17 protein-coding genes are annotated in these 17289 nt (G+C 73.1%); 5 read left to right on the top strand and 12 right to left on the bottom strand.

Annotated elements, in window-relative coordinates; translation table 11 throughout:
- Window positions 1-100: 100 nt before the first annotated feature.
- The gene (locus ACY34K_RS33095; RefSeq protein WP_462753836.1) at window positions 101-292 is read left to right on the top strand and encodes an antitoxin; all 192 of its coding nucleotides are present in this window, start codon (window positions 101-103) and stop codon (window positions 290-292) included.
- Between the two features lie 86 nt (window positions 293-378).
- Here ACY34K_RS33095 and ACY34K_RS33090 read toward each other — a convergent pair whose 3' ends face one another.
- Genes ACY34K_RS33090 through ACY34K_RS33080 form a run of 3 tightly spaced genes read right to left on the bottom strand, consistent with a single transcriptional unit; the run spans window position 379 to window position 5069 of the window.
- On the bottom strand, window positions 379-1923 hold the full coding sequence (locus ACY34K_RS33090) for a phytoene desaturase family protein (RefSeq protein ID WP_462753834.1): 1545 nt from the start codon (window positions 1921-1923) through the stop codon (window positions 379-381).
- Between the two features lie 39 nt (window positions 1924-1962).
- Entirely contained in the window at window positions 1963-4188 is a 2226-nt protein-coding gene (locus tag ACY34K_RS33085) for a serine/threonine-protein kinase (RefSeq protein WP_462753833.1), read from the bottom strand.
- Entirely contained in the window at window positions 4170-5069 is a 900-nt protein-coding gene (locus ACY34K_RS33080; protein ID WP_462753831.1) for an oxygenase MpaB family protein, read from the bottom strand. The genes ACY34K_RS33085 and ACY34K_RS33080 overlap by 19 nt, the downstream gene beginning before the upstream one ends.
- A 180-nt stretch (window positions 5070-5249) precedes the next feature.
- Here ACY34K_RS33080 and ACY34K_RS33075 point away from each other — a divergent pair, with 180 nt between their 5' ends.
- Complete coding sequence (locus tag ACY34K_RS33075) at window positions 5250-6176, top strand: AAA family ATPase (protein ID WP_462753829.1); 927 nt, start codon at window positions 5250-5252, stop codon at window positions 6174-6176.
- 5 nt (window positions 6177-6181) lie between these two features.
- Window positions 6182-7552, top strand: coding sequence for a vWA domain-containing protein (locus ACY34K_RS33070; protein WP_462753840.1), 1371 nt, complete (start codon window positions 6182-6184; stop codon window positions 7550-7552).
- 332 nt (window positions 7553-7884) lie between these two features.
- Here the strand turns inward: ACY34K_RS33070 and ACY34K_RS33065 are convergent, their stop codons facing one another.
- From ACY34K_RS33065 to ACY34K_RS33035, 7 genes are all read right to left on the bottom strand, one after another.
- On the bottom strand, window positions 7885-8577 hold the full coding sequence (locus ACY34K_RS33065; RefSeq protein WP_462753827.1) for a hypothetical protein: 693 nt from the start codon (window positions 8575-8577) through the stop codon (window positions 7885-7887).
- Window positions 8578-8896: 319 nt separating this feature from the next.
- A complete protein-coding gene (locus ACY34K_RS33060) occupies window positions 8897-10087 on the bottom strand; it encodes an acyl-CoA dehydrogenase family protein (protein ID WP_462753825.1) in 1191 nt (396 codons plus the stop codon).
- A gap of 139 nt (window positions 10088-10226) precedes the next feature.
- Window positions 10227-10967, bottom strand: a complete 741-nt coding sequence (locus ACY34K_RS33055) for an SDR family oxidoreductase (protein ID WP_462753823.1) — start codon at window positions 10965-10967, stop codon at window positions 10227-10229.
- Between the two features lie 165 nt (window positions 10968-11132).
- Window positions 11133-11549, bottom strand: coding sequence for a CBS domain-containing protein (locus ACY34K_RS33050; RefSeq protein ID WP_462753821.1), 417 nt, complete (start codon window positions 11547-11549; stop codon window positions 11133-11135).
- A gap of 42 nt (window positions 11550-11591) precedes the next feature.
- Window positions 11592-11867: a DUF6480 family protein gene (locus tag ACY34K_RS33045; protein ID WP_462753819.1), complete on the bottom strand. Its 276-nt coding sequence runs from the start codon at window positions 11865-11867 to the stop codon at window positions 11592-11594.
- A gap of 28 nt (window positions 11868-11895) precedes the next feature.
- Window positions 11896-12060, bottom strand: a complete 165-nt coding sequence (locus ACY34K_RS33040) for a CDGSH iron-sulfur domain-containing protein (protein ID WP_462753838.1) — start codon at window positions 12058-12060, stop codon at window positions 11896-11898.
- Between the two features lie 28 nt (window positions 12061-12088).
- Window positions 12089-12745: a HemK2/MTQ2 family protein methyltransferase gene (locus tag ACY34K_RS33035; RefSeq protein ID WP_462753817.1), complete on the bottom strand. Its 657-nt coding sequence runs from the start codon at window positions 12743-12745 to the stop codon at window positions 12089-12091.
- Window positions 12746-12807: 62 nt separating this feature from the next.
- Here ACY34K_RS33035 and ACY34K_RS33030 point away from each other — a divergent pair, with 62 nt between their 5' ends.
- Window positions 12808-14355 carry an FAD-dependent oxidoreductase gene (locus ACY34K_RS33030; RefSeq protein WP_462753815.1) on the top strand — a complete coding sequence of 516 codons (1548 nt, stop codon included), beginning with the start codon at window positions 12808-12810 and terminating at the stop codon, window positions 14353-14355.
- The gene (locus tag ACY34K_RS33025; RefSeq protein WP_462753814.1) at window positions 14352-15383 is read left to right on the top strand and encodes an iron-containing redox enzyme family protein; all 1032 of its coding nucleotides are present in this window, start codon (window positions 14352-14354) and stop codon (window positions 15381-15383) included. Before ACY34K_RS33030 ends, ACY34K_RS33025 begins: the two co-directional genes overlap by 4 nt.
- A 60-nt stretch (window positions 15384-15443) precedes the next feature.
- Here ACY34K_RS33025 and ACY34K_RS33020 read toward each other — a convergent pair whose 3' ends face one another.
- Both ACY34K_RS33020 and ACY34K_RS33015 read right to left on the bottom strand, forming a co-directional pair.
- Window positions 15444-15644 carry a hypothetical protein gene (locus ACY34K_RS33020; RefSeq protein ID WP_462753812.1) on the bottom strand — a complete coding sequence of 67 codons (201 nt, stop codon included), beginning with the start codon at window positions 15642-15644 and terminating at the stop codon, window positions 15444-15446.
- A 24-nt stretch (window positions 15645-15668) separates the two neighbouring features.
- A partial coding sequence (locus tag ACY34K_RS33015; protein WP_462753810.1) for a tetratricopeptide repeat protein occupies window positions 15669-17289 on the bottom strand: 1621 nt, incomplete at its 5' end.

Here is a 17289-nt window from a genome sequence, read left to right as displayed (position 1 = left end):
ACGATCCCGGAGGAAACGCCCTGGGCACGCCCGGGGATGCGGATCCCCCGTCCGGCGGTGAGACTGAGGGGCGGGGGATCTCTGCGAGGAGGACGACCCTATGTCCGTGATGGACAAGCTCAAGCACATGCTCAGGGGCCGCGAGGAACAGGCCGGCAAGGGCATCGACAAGGGCGGCGACGCGATCGACGACAAGACCCGGGGCAAGTACAGCGGCCAGGTCGACACCGGCCAGGAGAAGCTGCGGGACGAGTTCGGACGCGATCCGAACCAGGAACCGCCCAGGACCTGACGGTCCGCGCGTTCCGCGCCCGGCCCGGTTCCGGACACCGCGGTCCGGAGCCGGGCCACGGCGTGTCCGGTGGCGCCGTCCGCGCGTCAGCGGCCCAGCGCCGCCATCGCCGCGTTGTGCCCGGGAACGCCGCTGACGCCGCCGCCGCGGACCGCGCCCGCCCCGCACAGCAGCACATTGGCGTGGCGGGTCTCCACGCCCCAGCGGCCGGTGTCCTCCGTGGCGTGGGGGAAGGCGAGGTCGCGGTGGAAGATGTGCCCGCCGGGCAGCCTCAGGTCCCGTTCGAGGTCGAGCGGGGTTTTCGCCTCGATGCACGGGCGTCCGTCGGCGTCGAGCGCGAGACAGTCCGTGATCGGCTCCTCCAGGTGGGCGTCCAGCTCGGCGAGCGTGGCCTTGAGGAGGGCCGCGCGGGTGGCGTCGTTGTCCGCGGCGAACAGCCGGGCCGGGGTGTGCAGCCCGAAGAGGGTGAGCGTCTGGTGGCCGGTCGCCGCCAGCTCGGGTCCGAGGATCGACGGGTCGGTCAGTGAGTGGCAGTAGATCTCGGAGGGCGGGGCGCCGGGCAGCCGGCCGGTGGCCGCCTCGGCGTACGCGGTCGCGAGCTGCCCGTACCCCTCCGAGATGTGGAACGTGCCGGCGAACGCGTCGCGCGGGTTCACCGAGCGGTCGCGCAGTCTGGGCAGCCTGGTGAGCAGCATGTTCACCTTGAGCTGGGCCCCTTCGGCAGGTGGCGGGGGCTGTTCGCCGAGCAGGGCGGCGAGCGCCTGGGGCGAGGCCCCGACAAGGACGTGCCGGGCCGTGACGGTCCCCTCCTCGTCCTCGGTGCGGAAGGCGACCTCCGCCGTGCGGCCGTCGGTGTCGATGCGGGTGGCCTCGTGACCGGTGACGATCTCGGCGCCCGCGGTCCGGGCCGCGTCGGCCAGGGCGCCGGTGAGGGCGCCCATGCCGCCGACCGGCACGTCCCAGTCGCCCGTTCCGCCGCCGATCACGTGGTAGAGGAAGCACCGGTTCTGGAGCAGGGAGGGGTCGTGGGCGTCGGCAAAGGTTCCGATGAGCGCGTCGGTGAGGACCACCCCGCGGACGAGGTCGTCCTGGAAGTGCTCCTCGATCGCGACGCCGATGGGCTCCTCGAACAGCATCCGCCACGCCGCGTCGTCGGCGATCCGGGCGCGCAGGGCGGCGCGGTCCTCCAGCGGCTCGGTGAGGGTGGGGAAGACCCGCTCGGCGACCCGGCCGGTCATCGCGTAGAACCGCTGCCAGGCGGTGTACTCGGCGTCGGAGCCGGTCAGCGCGGCGAAGGACGCACGGGTGCCGCCGCCACCCACGAGGAGGCCGCCGGGCCGGCCGGCGCGTTCGACGGGGGTGTACGAGGAAATGGTGCGCTTGCGGACGGTGAACCGCAGCCCCAGTTCGCGCACGATCTTCGGCGGCAGCAGGGACACCAGGTAGGAGTAGCGCGAGAGCCGGGCGTCGACCCCGGCGAAGGGCCGGGTGGAGACGGCGGCCCCGCCGGTGGTGCCCAGCCGTTCCAGGACGAGGACGGTGCGTCCGGCGCGGGCGAGGTAGGCGGCGGCCACCAGTCCGTTGTGGCCGCCGCCGACGATGACGGCGTCGTACGAGCGCTGTGCGGTCATGGCTCTTGGTAGCACGGCCGCCGACGGGTGATCCAGAGGTCAGCGGCCGTGCATGCCGCGCTGCTGGCGCAGTGCGGCCACCCGGCGGTACAGCTCGACGGCCTCGGCGTGCCGGCCGAGCTGTTCCAGACAGTGCGCCTCGTCGTTGCGGCTCGCGAGGGCATCGGGATGGTCGGCGCCGAGGACCCGGTCGCGCGCCCCGGCGACCCGCTGGTAGACGGCGAGGGCCTCCCGCCAGCGGCCCAGCCAGCCGAGGCCGACGGCCACCTCGCGGCAGCTGACGAGGGTGTCGGGGTGGTCCGGGCCGAGGACCCGTTCGCGGATCGCGCACACCTCCCGTGACTCGGCGAGGGCCTCCTGCCAGCGGGCGAGCCGGCCGAGATTGACGCCGAGGCCGTGCCGGGCGCGCAGGGTCTCGGGGTCGTCGGGACCGTGCACGCGTGTCCGGGCGTCGACCAGATCCCGGTAGAGCTCCAGCGCCTCGTGGCTGCGGCCGAGCCGGCCGAGGCTGATGCCGACCTCGTAGCGGGCGGCGAGCGTGTCGGGGTGCTCCGGGCCGAGGGCGCGTGTGCGGGCCACGGCCACGTCCCGGTAGGTGTGCAGGGCCTCGGTCCAGCGGCCCAGCTGCCCCAGCGTGTAGGCCACTTCGTACTGCGTGGCCAGGGTGTCCGGGTGCTCCGGCCCGAGCAGCCGGGCGCGGGCGGCGGCGACGTCGGCCGCCATGCGGTACGACTCCTCCAGCCGGCCGAGCCGGCTGAGGTTGTACGCGAGGTTGTGGCGGCAGCGCAGGGTGTCGGGGTGGTCGGGGCCCATGGTGCGCACGCGTGCGGCGAGCACCTCGGCGTACACCTGGTGGGCCTCGAAGTGCCGGCCGAGCCGGCCCAGGACGTAGGCCATCTCCTGGCGGGCCGCGAGGGTGTCGGGGTGCTCCGGGCCGAGGGCATGTTCGCGCCCCTCGGCGACCCGGCCGAACTCGCGGAGCGCGTCGGCGGCGCGGCCGGTGCGGCTCAGCGTGAAGCCGATCTCGTAGCGGCTGGTGAGGGTGTCGGGGTGGTCGGGGCCCAGGGCGTGCTCGCGCTCGGCGGCCACCGCCCGGTGCACCTCCCCCGCCTCCTCCCAGCGGCCGAGCCGGGCGAGGCTCAGGCCCGCGTTGTGCCGGCCGGCGAGCACGGCCAGCAGTTCGGGCGTCGGGGTCGGGCGCTCGGGGCGGGAGGGGACGGCCCGGACGGTGCCGCGCGGACCGGCAGGCGCGGTCCATTCGCCGGTGAGTCCCGCGCTGGGGTCGACCGGGGTGGTGCGCAGGGTGGTGGTACCGACGGCCTTGTGACCGGTGGTCATGCCCCTCGTCCAGGACGGCAGTCGTGGTTCGCGCGCGTGCGGCTGGTGGATGGCGAGGGACATGTGCAGGGCGGGGACCGAGCGGGCGCCGGTGATACGGCGTCGCAGGTCGCCGGCGTCGGTGGGGCGGCCCTCGGGGGTCTTGGCGAGCAGGTCGAGGACGATCCGCTCGAAGAACGCGGGGAGTTCGGCCCGGTGGTTGCGCAGCGGCTCGGGCGGCGTGTCGCGGTGACCGACGAGGACGGCCCAGGCGTCGTCGAGGTCGAACGGGGGCACTCCGGTGGCGATCTCGTACAGCACGCAGCCCAGCGAGTACAGGTCGCTGCGGTGGTCGACATGGCCGCCGCTGATCTGTTCGGGCGACATGTAGTGCGGTGTTCCCATGGCGATGCCGGTGCCCGTGAGGCGGGAGGTGAAGCCGATGTCCTCCCCGAGACGGGCGATGCCGAAGTCGCAGATCTTCACCGCTCCGTCGGAGAGCCGCATGATGTTGGCGGGCTTGAGATCGCGGTGCACGATGCCCTGGCGGTGGGTGTAGGCGAGCGCGTCGGCGACCTGCTCGGCGATGTCCACGACGTCCCGCACCGGCAGCGGATGGTGTTTGTTGTCCTCCAGGAGCTGGCTCAGATTGCGCCCTTCGAGGAGCTCCATGACCAGATAGAGCACACCGTCCGACTCTCCGAAGTCGTGCACGACGGTGACTCCGCGATGCTGGAGCGCGGCCGCCACCCGGGCCTCGCGGCGGAACCGCTCGCGCAGCACCCGGACGAAGTTCTGTTCGTGCTGCGGCCCCAGTGGTTTGAGGCACTTGACCGCGACCCGCCGTCCCAGCGACTCGTCCGTGGCGCGCCACACCTCGCCCATGCCGCCGCGCCCGATGACCTCGTCCAGCCGGTAGCGGTTTTGGATCAGCCTGATGTCCCCCATCGCGTGCTGTCGCCCCCGTCGATTCGCTGCGCCCTCCCCGGCCCGTCCAGTATGGCGGCCCGTCTGGGGAGTGTGTACGGGGCCGGACGGGTGTCGGGGCCGAGTCTCTCCATGGCTTTGAGGATGTGGCGTGGCGGGAGTTGCCAGCGGATACGGGAGGGAATGCAGCGCAGCAGGTTGCCGGTCGCGGTGAGCTGACGGGTGACGGTGCCGGGGTCCGGCGCGGGGGTGCCGTAGAGCTCGTGCGCGTACGGCGGGAGGGAGCGGTACGCGAGCCGGGCGGCCTTCCTCCACAGGACCGCGCGGGCGGGCACGAGCGCGGGCGGCACCGGCGGCCGGCGCAGGAAGGAGTCGACCGTGCGGGCGTCGTCGCCGGCCCGCAGGGCGGGTCGTATCCGCTCGAAGTACGCGGCGAGTACGGCGGCCGACGCGGGCACGCGGGCGGGGTCGAGGCCGACCATGCGGGCGCTTTCGCGGTGTTCGTCGACGTAGCGGTCGGCCTGGGCGTCGCTGAGCGGGAGGCCCGAGCGGCGGGCGATGTGCAGATACGAGTCGATCTCGGCGCAGTGGACCCACAGCAGCAGCTCGGGGTCGTCCACGCCGAGACGCCGGTGGATCCGGCGAACGCGGGCTCCGGCCTCCTCGGCGGCCTCGGTGGTGCCGTAGGTGACGGTGCCGACGAAGCTCGCGGTGCGCATCAGCCGGCCCCAGGCGTCCGTCATGAAGCTGCTGTTGATCATGACGCCGCGAACGGCCTCCGGATGCAGCGCCTGGAGGAACAGCGCCCGCACGCCGGCGATCCACATCATCGGGTCGCTGTGCAGCTGCCAGGTCACGGAGTCGGGACCGAAGAGGCCGGGGTCGCTGTCGTTCCTGCCCATCGTGCGGATCCTCTCGACACGGTGACCGGTTCGCCGCCTCCACTGTAGGCGTGCGGTCCGCCGTGGCCCGGGGCTCCGCCGTGCCGTGATCTTCGACTCAAACGGTGCCGGACCGTTGTGGCCGCCTCCCGCGACTGGTCGAGTACAGGGGCCATCACATCGCTCCGCAGGGCTGGAGGCATGTTGCCGACGCACCGAGACACCGGGCCGGGCGCCGCGCGAGCCGACCGGGACACCGCGACCACCGGGTACTTCACCTCGGTCGACGAGGTCGCGGCGCGACTCGCGGAAACGGGGTATCTCGCCTCCCCCGCCGTCGCCACCAGCGTCTTCCTGGCCGACCGGCTCGGCAAACCCCTGCTGGTCGAGGGCCCCGCAGGAGTCGGCAAGACGGAGCTGGCCAAGGCCGTGGCCGCCGTGGCGGGAGCACGGCTGATCCGGCTGCAGTGCTACGAGGGCGTCGACGAGTCGCGCGCCCTGTACGAGTGGAACCACGCCAAGCAGCTGCTGCGGATCACGGCCGGCCGGCAGGAGTCCTGGGACGAGACGCGCACGGACATCTTCGGCGAGGAGTTCCTCCTCTCCCGTCCGCTCCTGACCGCCATACGCGGGGAGGAGCCGGCCGTGCTGCTCGTCGACGAGACCGACAAGGCCGACGCCGAGTTCGAGGGGCTGCTGCTGGAGGTGCTCAGCGACTTCCAGGTCACGGTGCCGGAACTGGGCACGATCAGCGCGTCACGGCGCCCGTTCGTGGTGCTCACCTCGAACGCCGGCCGGGAGCTGTCGGAGGCGCTGCGGCGGCGCTGTCTCTTTCTCCACATCGGCTTCCCCGACGAGGAGCTGGAGCGCGATGTCGTCCGTATGAAGGTGCCCGGGCTGGACGAGGCACTGGCCCGCTCGGTGGTGCGGGTGGTCGGCGCGCTGCGCGCGATGGACCTGCGGAAGGTGCCGTCCGTGGCGGAGACCGTCGACTGGGCGCGCACGCTCCTCGCCCTCGGCGCCCACACGCTCGACGAGACCGTCGTGCGGGACACCCTCGGTGTGCTCCTCAAGCATCAGGACGACCTGCTCAAGGCGGCCGCCAAGCTGGACCTGGACGCCGTGTGAGCACGGTGCCGCCCGGGGGCGGGGTCGCGGACCGGCTGACCGGGCTCGTCAGGGCCCTGCGCGACCACGGGGTGCGGATCGGCACCGGCGAGACCGTGGACGCGGCCCGGGCGCTGGACGTCCTGGGGCTGGCGGACCGGGAGCACCTGAGGGAAGGGCTGGCCTCGGCGCTCCTCCACCACCAGGGGCAGCGGGCGGTGTTCGACCCGGTCTTCGACCTGTACTTCCCCGGCGGCACCGGGGTGCCGGAGACGACGCGCCCGCCCGAGGACTTCGACACGGCCGCGCTGCGCGAGCGGCTGGCCGCGGCGCTCGCCGACGGCGACCAGGCGCTCCTGGGGCTTCTGGCCGGCGAGGCGGTGGACGGCCTCGGCGGATACGGCGAGTCCCCCGCCTCGGACGGCTGGTCGGCGTACCAGACGCTGGCCCGGCTGCGGCCGGAGACGCTGCTGGCGCGGGTCCGCGCGGCGGTCCGCGAGGGCGCGGAGGGCCCGGAGTTCACCGACCGGCTCGTCGACGACGAGATCCGGCGCCGGATCGACGGCTTCCGGGAGCGCGTGCGGACCGAGGCGCGGCGGCGGGCCGCCGCGCGTCGCGGCACCGACCGGATCGCACGCAGGGGGCTCGCGCCGACCGCGGACCGGGTCGACTTCCTGCTCGCGGGGCGCGAGCAACTCGCAGAGCTCCGCCGGACCGTCGCGCCGCTGGCGCGCAAGCTGGCCACCCGGCTCGCGGCCCGCCGCAGACGGGCGGCGCGGGGCCGGATCGACGTGCGCCGCACCCTGCGCGCCTCGCTGTCCACGGGCGGCGTGCCCATGCGTCCGGTGCTCCGGCGCCGCCGTCCCGGTCGCCCGGAACTCGTGCTGCTGTGCGACGTGTCCGGGTCGGTCGCGGGCTTCGCTGACTTCACGATGCTGCTGGTGCAGGCGCTGCACGACCAGTTCAGCAAGGTACGGGTGTTCGCCTTCGTCAACCGTGTCGACGAGGTGACGGACCTGCTCGACCGGGGAGCGGCCGACCCGCAGGGCCTCGGCGCCCGCATCCTCTCGGACGCCGCGGTGACCGGCTGGCACGGGCACAGTGACTACGGTTCGGCGCTCGCCGAGTTCGGCGAACGGTACGCCGACGCGCTCGGACCGCGCTGCACCGTCTTCGTCCTCGGCGACGCCCGGACGAATCTGAGCGATCCCCATCTCCCGGCGCTGCGGCACATCGTGGAACGGACCCGCCAGGTCCACTGGCTCAACCCGGAACGCCGCGAGCTGTGGCCGACCGGCGACTCGGCCGCCCTCGCCTACGCGGAGCTCGTCGCGATGCACGAGTGCCGCAACGTCCACCAGCTCAACACGGTGATCGGCCGTCTGCTCCCGGCCTGACGGGCGGCCCCGAGCGTGGCTGCGGACCGCGGCACGGTGCCCGTCGCCGGTATGACCAGGACTGCTGGTTGGCATACGTATCCGCTGGTCACGGTGTCAGCCGGTCATTCCCTGCACCGGAGGAGAGCTTGTTGGCACATCCGTACACGCCACGCGCCTAGGGCGTGTTACCTCGCGGTCATGACGGTCTCACGGTCTTCTCCGGCCGGCCATGTGCTACGGCGCCTGACGCATACGGGCACCGCGAGATGACCTGCGGGACCGCATGCCGCCGCCATCATCACCTTCCCCTCAACCGCTCCGCACCGGTCGCGTGACCGCCTGCTGCCGGGTCAGGCGACCGCGGCCGCGTAGTGATCGGCGTATGCCTGAAGGTGGGGAGCGAGTGGCCCTTCCGTGCCGGCGGAGTTGAGCCGCATCCACAGCTCGTTCTCCACGATGAAGCGGTACGCGAACTCCTCGAAGGAATCGGCGCACCGTATCAGCGAGCCGGCGGCGGCTTCCCGGAACTCGTCCGCCCGCTCCCCGGCCGACCAGGACTCGGCGGACTCCAGCTCCAAGTGCGAGCACACCACGAACGTCTCCCCCGAGGGTCGCAGGTACAGGTACCAGATGACGCAGTCCTGCTGGTCCCGCATGAACCGCACGAGACGGGCGCCCTCCTCGGCCGGGCTGCGCAGCGCTGCGGACAGATCGGTCCAACAGGCCGTCACCGACACGTCGTCGAAGGCGTGGCAGAGTCGCTCGCTGCTGTAGAACGCGGCGAAGTCCGAAGGCATCGCGAGGCCGACCGCCGCCAGCTCCCGTTCGAGGGCCGCCAGGTGTGCCGCGTGCTCCGACGGCCCGGTACTCCCACCGCCCATCCACCGGAACCCGCCGTCGAGTCCCACGGCGTCCAGCGGCGGCAGGCTGTCCAAGGGGTAGACCTCGTAGGTGGAGTCGCAGGGTCGGAACCGGCCCAGGTCGGTGGCGCACCAGCCGGTGGGGAAGCGGACGGACGCGGCGTCGGATACGGCAACGGACATGGGAACCCCTCATGATGAGCCCGAATCAGCGATCGCATCCATCCTGCCGCTCACCACTGACAACGGCCTGCGCCGCCGACCCGCGGGTGCGTGTTCCCCGGCTTCACCGGCGGGTGACGGAGACCGAGCGCCAGACGGGCCGGCGCCCGCTCGTCGGTCCAACCAGGCCACTTGCCACCGCGGCCGCGCTTGAGGGAAACCGCAACCGGTCCCACCGTCAGCGGGCGGCCCTGCCGGCCGGGCCTGCGATCAGGAACGGGCGGACCCGACAGCTCGGCGCCGGCAGCAGCGCGCCGGCGGGGTGCTTTGTCACAGCCGGTCACCTCCGTACGCGCGGCATGCCGAGGCCGATCCAGGAGATGATTTCGCGCTGGATCTCGTTGTTGCCGCCGCCGAAGGTGAAGATGACCGCGGAGCGGTAGCCGCGTTCCAGCTCGCCGTGGAGGACGGCGCCCGCCGAGCCCTCCTTGAGTGGGCCCGCCGCGCCGACGACCTCCATCAGCCAGGCGTAGGCGTCGCGGCGGGTCTCCGAGCCGTAGACCTTGACGGCGGAGGCGTCCTGCGGGGTGAGGGTGCCGGTCTGCACGGCGTTCACCATCCGCCAGTTGAGGAGTTTCATCGCGTCGAGCTTCATGTGGGTGCGGGCGAGGCGCTTCCTGACCCAGCCGAGGTCGATGACGCGGCGCCCGTCGGTGAGCTTGGTGTCGGCGGCCCAGCGCTGCACGTTGTGGAGGGCCCGGATGGCCATGGTGCCGTGGGCCGCGAGGGTCACGCGTTCGTGGTTGAGCTGGTTGGTGATCAGTTGCCAGCCCTTGTTCTCGTCGCCGACGCGGCGGGACGCGGGGACGCGGATGTTCTCGTAGTAGCTGGCGGTCGTGTCGTGCGAGGCGAGCGTCTTGATCAGGGTGCAGGAGTAGCCCGGGTCGGAGGTCGGCACGAGCAGCATGGTGATGCCCTTGTGCGGCGGGGCGTCGGGGTCGGTGCGTACGGCGAGCCAGACCCAGTCGGCGGTGTCGCCGTTGGTGGTCCATATCTTCTGCCCGTTGACCGTGTAGCGCCCGGTGGCCTCGTCACCCTCGCGGACGGCCCGGGTCTTGAGGGCGGCGAGGTCGGTACCGGCGTCGGGTTCGCTGTAGCCGATGGCGAAGTCGATCTCTCCGGAGAGGATCCGGGGCAGGAAGTACGCCTTCTGTTCCGCGGTGCCGAACCGCATGATCGTGGGGCCCACGGTGTTGAGTGCCATGAGGGGCAGCGGTACGCCGGCCTGGGCGGCCTCGTCGAAGAAGATGAACTGCTCCATGGGCGTCAGGCCGCGGCCGCCGTACTCCTCCGGCCAGCCGACCCCGAGCCAGCCGTCCGTGCCCAGGCGGCGGACGGTCTCGCGGTAGAAGCGCTTCTGGGCGGCGGGGTCGGCGTAGCGGGCGTGGGCGTTGTCGGGGACGAGCCGGGCGAAGTAGGCGCGCAGCTCGCTGCGCAACCGCTGCTGTTCCGGCGTGTATTCGAGGTGCACGGGCCCTCCAGGCGTCCGGGGTGGCTTCCTCTCGGCGGCGCGCGGACACGGTAGAACGCGTTACAGGAATGTGGAAGGCCCGTGGCCGGGCCGGGCGGACCGCCGCCGGCCCGGCGTCGCACCACCGCCGATTGTGGGCCTACCGGCCGCCGGAGACCCTCAGCACGGTGCCCGTGGTGTACGAGGCGTCGGGCGAGAGGAGCCAGGAGACCGCCGCGGCGATCTCGTCCGGTTCGCCGGCCCGGCGGAGCGGGGTGGTGGCGGCGGACTTGGCCGGGCGGTCCGGGTCGCCCATGGCGGCGTGCATCTCGGTGTGGATGACCCCCGGCGCGACGGCGTTGACCCTGATGCCGTCCGGGCCGAGCTCCTTGGACAGGCCGATGGTCAGTGCGTCGGTGGCCGCCTTGGTCGCGGCGTAGTGCACGTATTCGCCCGGGCTGCCGAGGGTGGCGGCCGCGGAGGAGATGTTGACGATGGCGCCGGAACCACGGGCCGTCATGTCCCGGGCGGCCCGGCGGCAGCACAGCAGATAGCCGAGGAGGTTCACTTCGACGACGCGCCGCAGGTTCTCGGTGGAGGCGTCGGCGAGGCGGCCGAGCGGACCGGTGACCCCGGCGTTGTTCACCAGGCCGGTGACCGGGCCGAGTTGCGCCGTCGCGGTGTCGAACAGCCGCTCCACGTCGGGTTCGTGGGAGGTGTCCGCCTGGACGGTGACGCAGCGCGCGCCCGCGGCGCGTACGGCGGTGGCGACCTCTTCCGCGGCCGCGCGGTTGGCGACGTAGCCCAGGGCCACGTCGTGCCCGTCGGCGGCGAGACGGACACAGGTCGCCGCGCCGATGCCGCGGCTGCCGCCGGTGACCAGGGTGACGGGACGTGACATGTGCTGCCTCCGGTGACGTGGATGACTGCTTCCGGCAGCAAGTCGTATCCCATCGCGGCCGTCCCCGTGCGGGCGGGGCGGAGGACGGCCCCAGCGGGCGGGGCGGAGGACGGCCCCACCGGGCCGCCCGTGCGGGCCGCCCCGTGGGGCCGTTCGGCGCGCCGGTCAATCGGTGGAGAGCGCCTCCAGCAGGTCACCGACCTGGGGGTCCGGAAGGGCACGCGCCACGTCGGCCTGCGCGATCATGCCGACGAGCCGGTGGTTCTCGATCACCGGGAGGCGGCGTATCTTGTGCTCGCTCATCTTGCGCAGCACCAGCTGCGCGTCGTCGTCCGCGTCGACGTACACGACTTCGCCCTGGGCCAGGTCACCGGCCGTGGTGGCGGCCGGGTCCTTGCCCACCCCGAGCGCCTTCACCACGATGTCGCGGTCGGTCAGCATGCCCTTGAGCTTGTCGTCGGAGCCGCAGATCGGCATCGCGCCGACACCGAGCTGCTGCATCATCTCCGCGGCCTGCAGGACGGTGTCGCCCTCGCCCACGCAGTCGACGCCCTTGGTCATCAGCTGACGTGCGGTTGTCATGCCCGACCTCCTTCGGGTCTGTCTGTCCGGCGTTCTCACGGGTCAGATGGCGATCATGACGGCCATGACGGCGAACAGAGCCGCCACCAGGATCACGATCAGCAGGATCACGGCCAGCGGGGCCTTCGCCCAGCCGGTCGGCGGGTTGTGCGTTTCCCTCGGCCCGGCTCCGGAGGTGCTGGCCTCCGCGGGCGGTGTCTCGCCGGGCGGCACGCCGCCACCGGTTTCGAGACCGGGGGTGCGGTAGGGATCGGGATCCGGGTTCGGGTCCGGGTTCGGGACCCTGTCCCGGTCCGGGTCCGGGTTCGGGTGGGTCATGGCATACGGGTGCGCAGCCCGCGGCTTTTCAATCACGGCCGATGTCACCGGTGCGGGACCGGCGGCGGTGACTGGTGTCGCACCAGGGGTAGCGGCGGCTGCGGCGGCACGTGCACACGGCGACCATGAACCGGTCGGAGCGCACGACCGTGCCGTCCGGCAGGCGTACCTCCACGGGGCCGTCCAGGAGCATCGGCCCGTTGGGGTCGACGGTGACGCGTTCAGGGTCGATGGGCACGGATCACCACCAGTTCCTCCTTGCGCTCCCCCGGGTGTATCACCCCGTGCCGCTCCAGCCACTCCGCGTGGCGCTCCATGACCGGACCGAACGGGATGGTGCCGCGCAGTTCGACCCGTGCGCGCAGGCCGCGGTCGTGGAGCTGGTCGAGTGTGGTGTGCACGCCGCTGAGCGCGGACTGGACGAGGAGCAGCACCCCGCCGTCGGCGAGCAGCGCGGGGGCGTCGAGGCAGAGCCGGTCGAGGACGCGGCGTCCGTCGGCGCCCGCGTTCCAGCTGCGTCCCGCGCCGCGTGCGGAGCGGGGTGAGCGTACGTAGGGCGGGTTGGACAGGATCAGATCGAAGCGCCGGCCGTGGACGGGCCCGGTGAGGTCGCCGTGGTGGACGGCGACGGGAAGCCCCAGGCGCCTGGCGTTGTAGCGCGCGGCGAGCACGGCCCGCCACGAGATGTCGACCGCGGTCACACGGCCCGCCCCGGCCTCGGCCGCCAGCAGCGCCAGTGCACCGGTCCCGGTGCCCACGTCCAGCACCTCGGTGTGCGGCTGGAGACGCAGGGTGCGCAGTTCGCTGCGGACGGCCCTGGCGAGCAGCTCGGTGTCCTCCCGGGGGGCGTACACACCGCGCGGTCTGAGTAGTCGCATGCGTAACGGGTACCTCGGACATCTCCGGCGAAACGGTGCGTGAACGCGTGAGGGAGTGAGCGATGACCAACCAGTCCGGTCCCGGTTCCCTGTGGATGGAGTACGCCCCGGGACCCGTCCGGCCGCCCCTGGACGACGTGGTGGAGACCGAGGTCGTGGTGGTCGGTGGCGGGATCGCGGGGCTCTGCACCGCCTGGGAGGTGGCCCGCGCGGGGCACCCCGTGGTGCTGCTGGAGGCGGACCGGATCGCCTCGGGGGTGACCGGCCACACCACGGCGAAGCTGTCGGCGCTGCACGGGATGGCGTACGCGGACATCCACCGGGTGCACGGCGCCCGGGGCGCCCGGCTGTACGCGCACTCCCAGCAGATCGCGGTCGACCACGTGGCGGAGGTCTGCGAGGAGCTGGCCATCGACTGCGACCTGGAGCGGATCCCGGCGTACACGTACACGGAGGACCCGGCGCGGACGGACGAGCTGCGGGAGGAGGCGGAGGCGGCCCGGACGGCCGGTCTCGCCGCCTCGTACACCACCGAGGTGCCGCTGCCGTTCCCGGTGGCGGGCGCCGTCCGGGTCGAGAACCAGGCCCAGTTCCATCCGCGCAAGTACCTGCTGGCCCTCGCCGCCGACCTGGAGCGGCTCGGCGGGCGGATCTTCGAGCGGACCCGCGTGACGCGTCTCCAGGAGGGCTCGCCGTGCGAGGTCACCACGAGCAGCGGGCAGGCGGTCCGGGCGCGGGACGTCGTGGTCGCGACGCACTATCCGGTCTTCGACCGGGCGCTGCTGTTCACCCGGCTGGAGCCGAAGCGCGAGCTGGTGGTGGCCGGGCCGCTGCCGCCGGGGCTCGATCCGGGCGGGGCCTTCCTCACGCCGGAGGGCGGCACCCGGTCGGTGCGGACGGCGCCCGGCGGCGACGGGCAGCGGCTGCTGATCGTGACCGGTGAGAAGTTCACACCCGGCACGGAGGAGGAGGGCGAGGTGGGCGAGCGGTTCGAGAAGCTCGCCTCCTGGGCGAACGAGCGGTTCGACGGCGTCGAGCTCACCCACCGGTGGGCGACGCAGGACAACTGGACGACCGACCGGGTGCCGTATGTGGGCCGCCTCCACGCGGGTGCCCGGCACGCGTACGTGGCCACCGGTTTCGCGGGCTGGGGCATGAGCGGCGGGGTGATGGCGGGTGCGCTGCTGGCGGCCCGGATCCGCGGCCGGGAGCCGGCCTGGACGAGCCTGTACGACCCGGTGCGGCTGCACCCGGTGCGCGAGGCGCCCGCGATGCTGCGGCTGCAGGCGCAGGTGGCCCGTCACTTCATCGGGGACAGGGTGCCGGGGGCGCATGCCGACTCGACGAAGGACATCCACCCGGGAGGCGGCGCGGTGGTGCGGATCGGGGGCCGGCGTCTGGCGGTCCACCGGGACGAGGCGGGGAAACTCCACGCGTTGTCCGCGCGCTGTACGCACCTGGGCTGCATCGTGCACTTCAACGACGAGGAGTGCGCCTGGGAGTGCCCCTGCCACGGGTCGCGCTTCGACGTCGACGGCAAGGTGGTGCAGGGCCCGGCGCTGCGGCCCCTGGAGCAGGCGGACGTGAGCGAGGAGGACGGCACCGCATGACGACGACAGCGCCCCTGCCGGAGGCGCGGGGCCCGCTCTCCGCGGCGGTACGGGAGGCCCTGCGGGGCGCACCCGCGCCCGAGGTCGTCGTGGACGCCGCCGACCCGCTGGGCGAGGACCTCCAGCTCGCGCTCTACCTCGCGTACGAACCGCACTACCGCGCCCTGGAGGGGGTGGCCGACGACCGGGAGTGGGATCCGGCCCTGCTCGGGCTGCGCGGCCCCATGGAGAAGGCGTTTCTGGCCGCGCTGCGGGAGGCGGTGGCCGGTGACAGCGCTGTCGGCGGCGACGGCGACGGCGGGGGAAACCCGGACGGGGGCGGCGACGACGTGACAGCGGCGCTGGAGCCGCTGCTGGTGGAGCCGGTCGACGGTCACGGGGTGTCGCACCGGCTGATGGACGCCGGCGACTGGGACACCATGCGCGAGTACCTGGTGCACCGCTCGCTCTACCAGCTCAAGGAGTCCGACCCGCAGGCCTGGCTGATTCCTCGGCTGGAGGGGCAGGCCAAGGCGTCGCTGGTGGCGGTGGCGTACGACGAGTTCGGCGCCGGGCGGGGCGAGCGGGTGCACGCCCGGCTGTTCGCCGAGCTGATGGCCGGCGCGGGGCTCGATCCGTCCTACGGCCGCTACGTGGACCTCGCACCCGCGACGACACTCGCCACGGTGAACGTGATGTCGCTGTTCGGGCTGCACCGGAGCCTGCGGGGGGCGGCGGCCGGCAACTTCGCCGTCCTGGAGGTCACGTCCCCGCCGGGGGCCAGGCGCATGGCGAAAGCCCTGGAGCGGCTGGGTGCCCAGGAGCGGTGCGTCCGGTTCTTCACCGAGCACATCGAGGCGGACGCCGTGCACGAGCAGGTCATGCGGCGCGACGTGCTCGGCGATCTGCTGGCCCGGGAGCCCGGACTGGCGGCCGATGTGGCATTCGGGATCAGGGCCACGGTCTGGCTGGACGGACGCTGGGAGGAGCGGGTCCTGGCGGCATGGGACAGCGGCCGGTCGTCGCTGCGCCGGCCGCTGACCGCATGAGCGGGCCGTACGGTGGTGGGCCCAGGACCGTACGGCCCGGGTTCCGCGGTGGGTCGAGGGTCAGGGGAGGAGTTCGTCGAGGGCGGCCTTGCCCTTCTCGGCCAGTTTGCGCTCGGCCCAGGCCAGATTCTTGGGGTTGACGTCACGTCCTGAAGCGAGGACCAGGTCTTCCGCGGAGAATTCACCTTCGGCGCCGCTGTGCAGAAGCCTGTCGGGCGTGACGCCCTCTCGCCGGGAGGTCGAATCGGGCTCAGCGTTCATGCCGCCTCCTTGTTCGTCCTGTCGTCATTGTCGTCGCCGGGTACCCCGATCGCATCCCCTGCACCCGGTTCGGTGGCACGGATGGTGCGGGAGGGGTGCCGCGGGGATACCGACAGCATGTCGGTGGCCGGAGGTCCGGAACGAGCCCTCGGGGACTCGGCGCGCGATGACGGCCGCGGCCTCCTTCACCGTGAGCGCCCGGCCCTCGGCATGGGCCCGGGCATAAGCGCCCGGTTCGAGGACGGCGCGCAGCTCGGTCTCGGCGCGCCGGCGGATCTCCGCCTCGCTCTCCGCGGTGAGCGGGCGGAAGCCCGCCGCGCCGGGGCCGTCGAGGTGGCGGTCGTATGCGCCCAAGAGCCGCACGCCCTCGCGCGGATCACCGGCGTGGGCCATGGCCCACGCGGCGCTCGGGAACTGGCCGAGGACCAGGTGCGGCGCGACGAGGTAGGCGAGGGTCTCCAGGTGGCGCACGGCCGTGCCCAGACGGGCCAGGGCACGTCCGTGGTCCTTGTCCAGGCAGTCGAGCCAGCCCTGCATACCGAGGACCATGCCGCTGAACATCTCGGCGGCGCCCGGGGGGAACTCCTCCTCGATCGCGTGGAGTTGTTCCCGCGCAAGGGTGGTGCGGCCCGTGCGGCCGTAGTGCTCGGCGAGGAGGACACGGGCGGTGTTGACCGCCTCCACATGGTGTTCGGCAGCCTCGTCGGCGGCCGCGAGCAGCATGGCTTCGGCCCGCTCGCGCTCGTCGGGGCCGCTCGCGGTCCTCAGCCGTACGGATGCCAGCCGGGCCCGGAACGGGGGCATCTGGCTGTCGGCGCCCATCCCCTCGGCGGTCTCGACGGCGCGTTCGAAGTCCCGGATGGCTTCGGCGAACCGGCCGGCCCGGTCGTGCGCCTCTCCGCGGGCGCAGAGGGATTCCGCCATGCCCCAGTGGTCGCCGGCTGCCTCGAACCGGGAGAGGGCCTCGTCGGCGTCGCCGACACCGTCGTGGAGCAGCTTGGCCCGCATCAGCAGGGCGAGGCCGAGGTCGCCGTCGTCGCCGTACTCCCGGCAGCAGGCCACGCTCGCCCCCATGGCCTCGGCGAGGGTGGCGAACTCCCCCAGCATGAGGCGGACGTAGAACCACATGGCTCCCGGGTGGCGGCTGTTCTGCGGCAGTCCGGGCCGGTAGGCCTCGGCGATCGCCCTCAGGTGGGCCTGGTTCCCGGGATCCTCCAGGGCGGCCGCGCCATGGGCGCCGTCACTGGCGAAGAGCATCAGCCGCACACCGCGCCGGGCCTCCCCCAGATGGTCGCCGGACCAGGGCGGCGGGGCGTCCGTGCACCGGTCGTGAAGGGGCGGTGCCGGAGAGACGGGCGGGAGGAACGGGTCGGGGCCGAGACCCGCCGCCGCCGCGGTCCAGGCGCGGGCGTCGGTGAGGTGGCCGCGCAGCTGCCAGAACCAGCTCAGTGACAGCACCAGGCACAGGGCCTCCTGCTCCTCCCCCAGCTCGACCGCGGTGCGCAGCGCGGCTCGCAGATTGTCGTGCTCGGTGTCGAGTCGCGCGAGCCACTCGCTCTGGTGCGGTCCGCGCAGGGCACGGTCCCCGGTCCGGGCCAGCTCGCGGTACGTGGTGAGGTGGCGGCGGGCGGTGGCCTCCCGCTCC

The sequence above is a fragment of the Streptomyces sp. STAM6 genome (assembly GCF_054963715.1).
Note: the sequence above shows the minus strand (reverse complement) of the source record. Positions and strands in the feature narration are given on the sequence as shown.

Coding starts and splice junctions, on each gene's coding strand:
- ACY34K_RS33030 (WP_462753815.1), top strand. CDS start 12,808: ATGACCAACCAGTCCGGTCCCGGTTCCCTGTGGATGGAGTACGCCCCG.
- ACY34K_RS33045 (WP_462753819.1), bottom strand. CDS start 11,867: ATGACCCACCCGAACCCGGACCCGGACCGGGACAGGGTCCCGAACCCG.
- ACY34K_RS33090 (WP_462753834.1), bottom strand. CDS start 1,923: ATGACCGCACAGCGCTCGTACGACGCCGTCATCGTCGGCGGCGGCCAC.
- ACY34K_RS33050 (WP_462753821.1), bottom strand. CDS start 11,549: ATGACAACCGCACGTCAGCTGATGACCAAGGGCGTCGACTGCGTGGGC.
- ACY34K_RS33085 (WP_462753833.1), bottom strand. CDS start 4,188: ATGGGGGACATCAGGCTGATCCAAAACCGCTACCGGCTGGACGAGGTC.
- ACY34K_RS33025 (WP_462753814.1), top strand. CDS start 14,352: ATGACGACGACAGCGCCCCTGCCGGAGGCGCGGGGCCCGCTCTCCGCG.
- ACY34K_RS33040 (WP_462753838.1), bottom strand. CDS start 12,060: ATGCTCCTGGACGGCCCCGTGGAGGTACGCCTGCCGGACGGCACGGTC.
- ACY34K_RS33080 (WP_462753831.1), bottom strand. CDS start 5,069: ATGGGCAGGAACGACAGCGACCCCGGCCTCTTCGGTCCCGACTCCGTG.
- ACY34K_RS33055 (WP_462753823.1), bottom strand. CDS start 10,967: ATGTCACGTCCCGTCACCCTGGTCACCGGCGGCAGCCGCGGCATCGGC.
- ACY34K_RS33065 (WP_462753827.1), bottom strand. CDS start 8,577: ATGTCCGTTGCCGTATCCGACGCCGCGTCCGTCCGCTTCCCCACCGGC.
- ACY34K_RS33020 (WP_462753812.1), bottom strand. CDS start 15,644: ATGAACGCTGAGCCCGATTCGACCTCCCGGCGAGAGGGCGTCACGCCC.
- ACY34K_RS33075 (WP_462753829.1), top strand. CDS start 5,250: ATGTTGCCGACGCACCGAGACACCGGGCCGGGCGCCGCGCGAGCCGAC.
- ACY34K_RS33035 (WP_462753817.1), bottom strand. CDS start 12,745: ATGCGACTACTCAGACCGCGCGGTGTGTACGCCCCCCGGGAGGACACC.
- ACY34K_RS33095 (WP_462753836.1), top strand. CDS start 101: ATGTCCGTGATGGACAAGCTCAAGCACATGCTCAGGGGCCGCGAGGAA.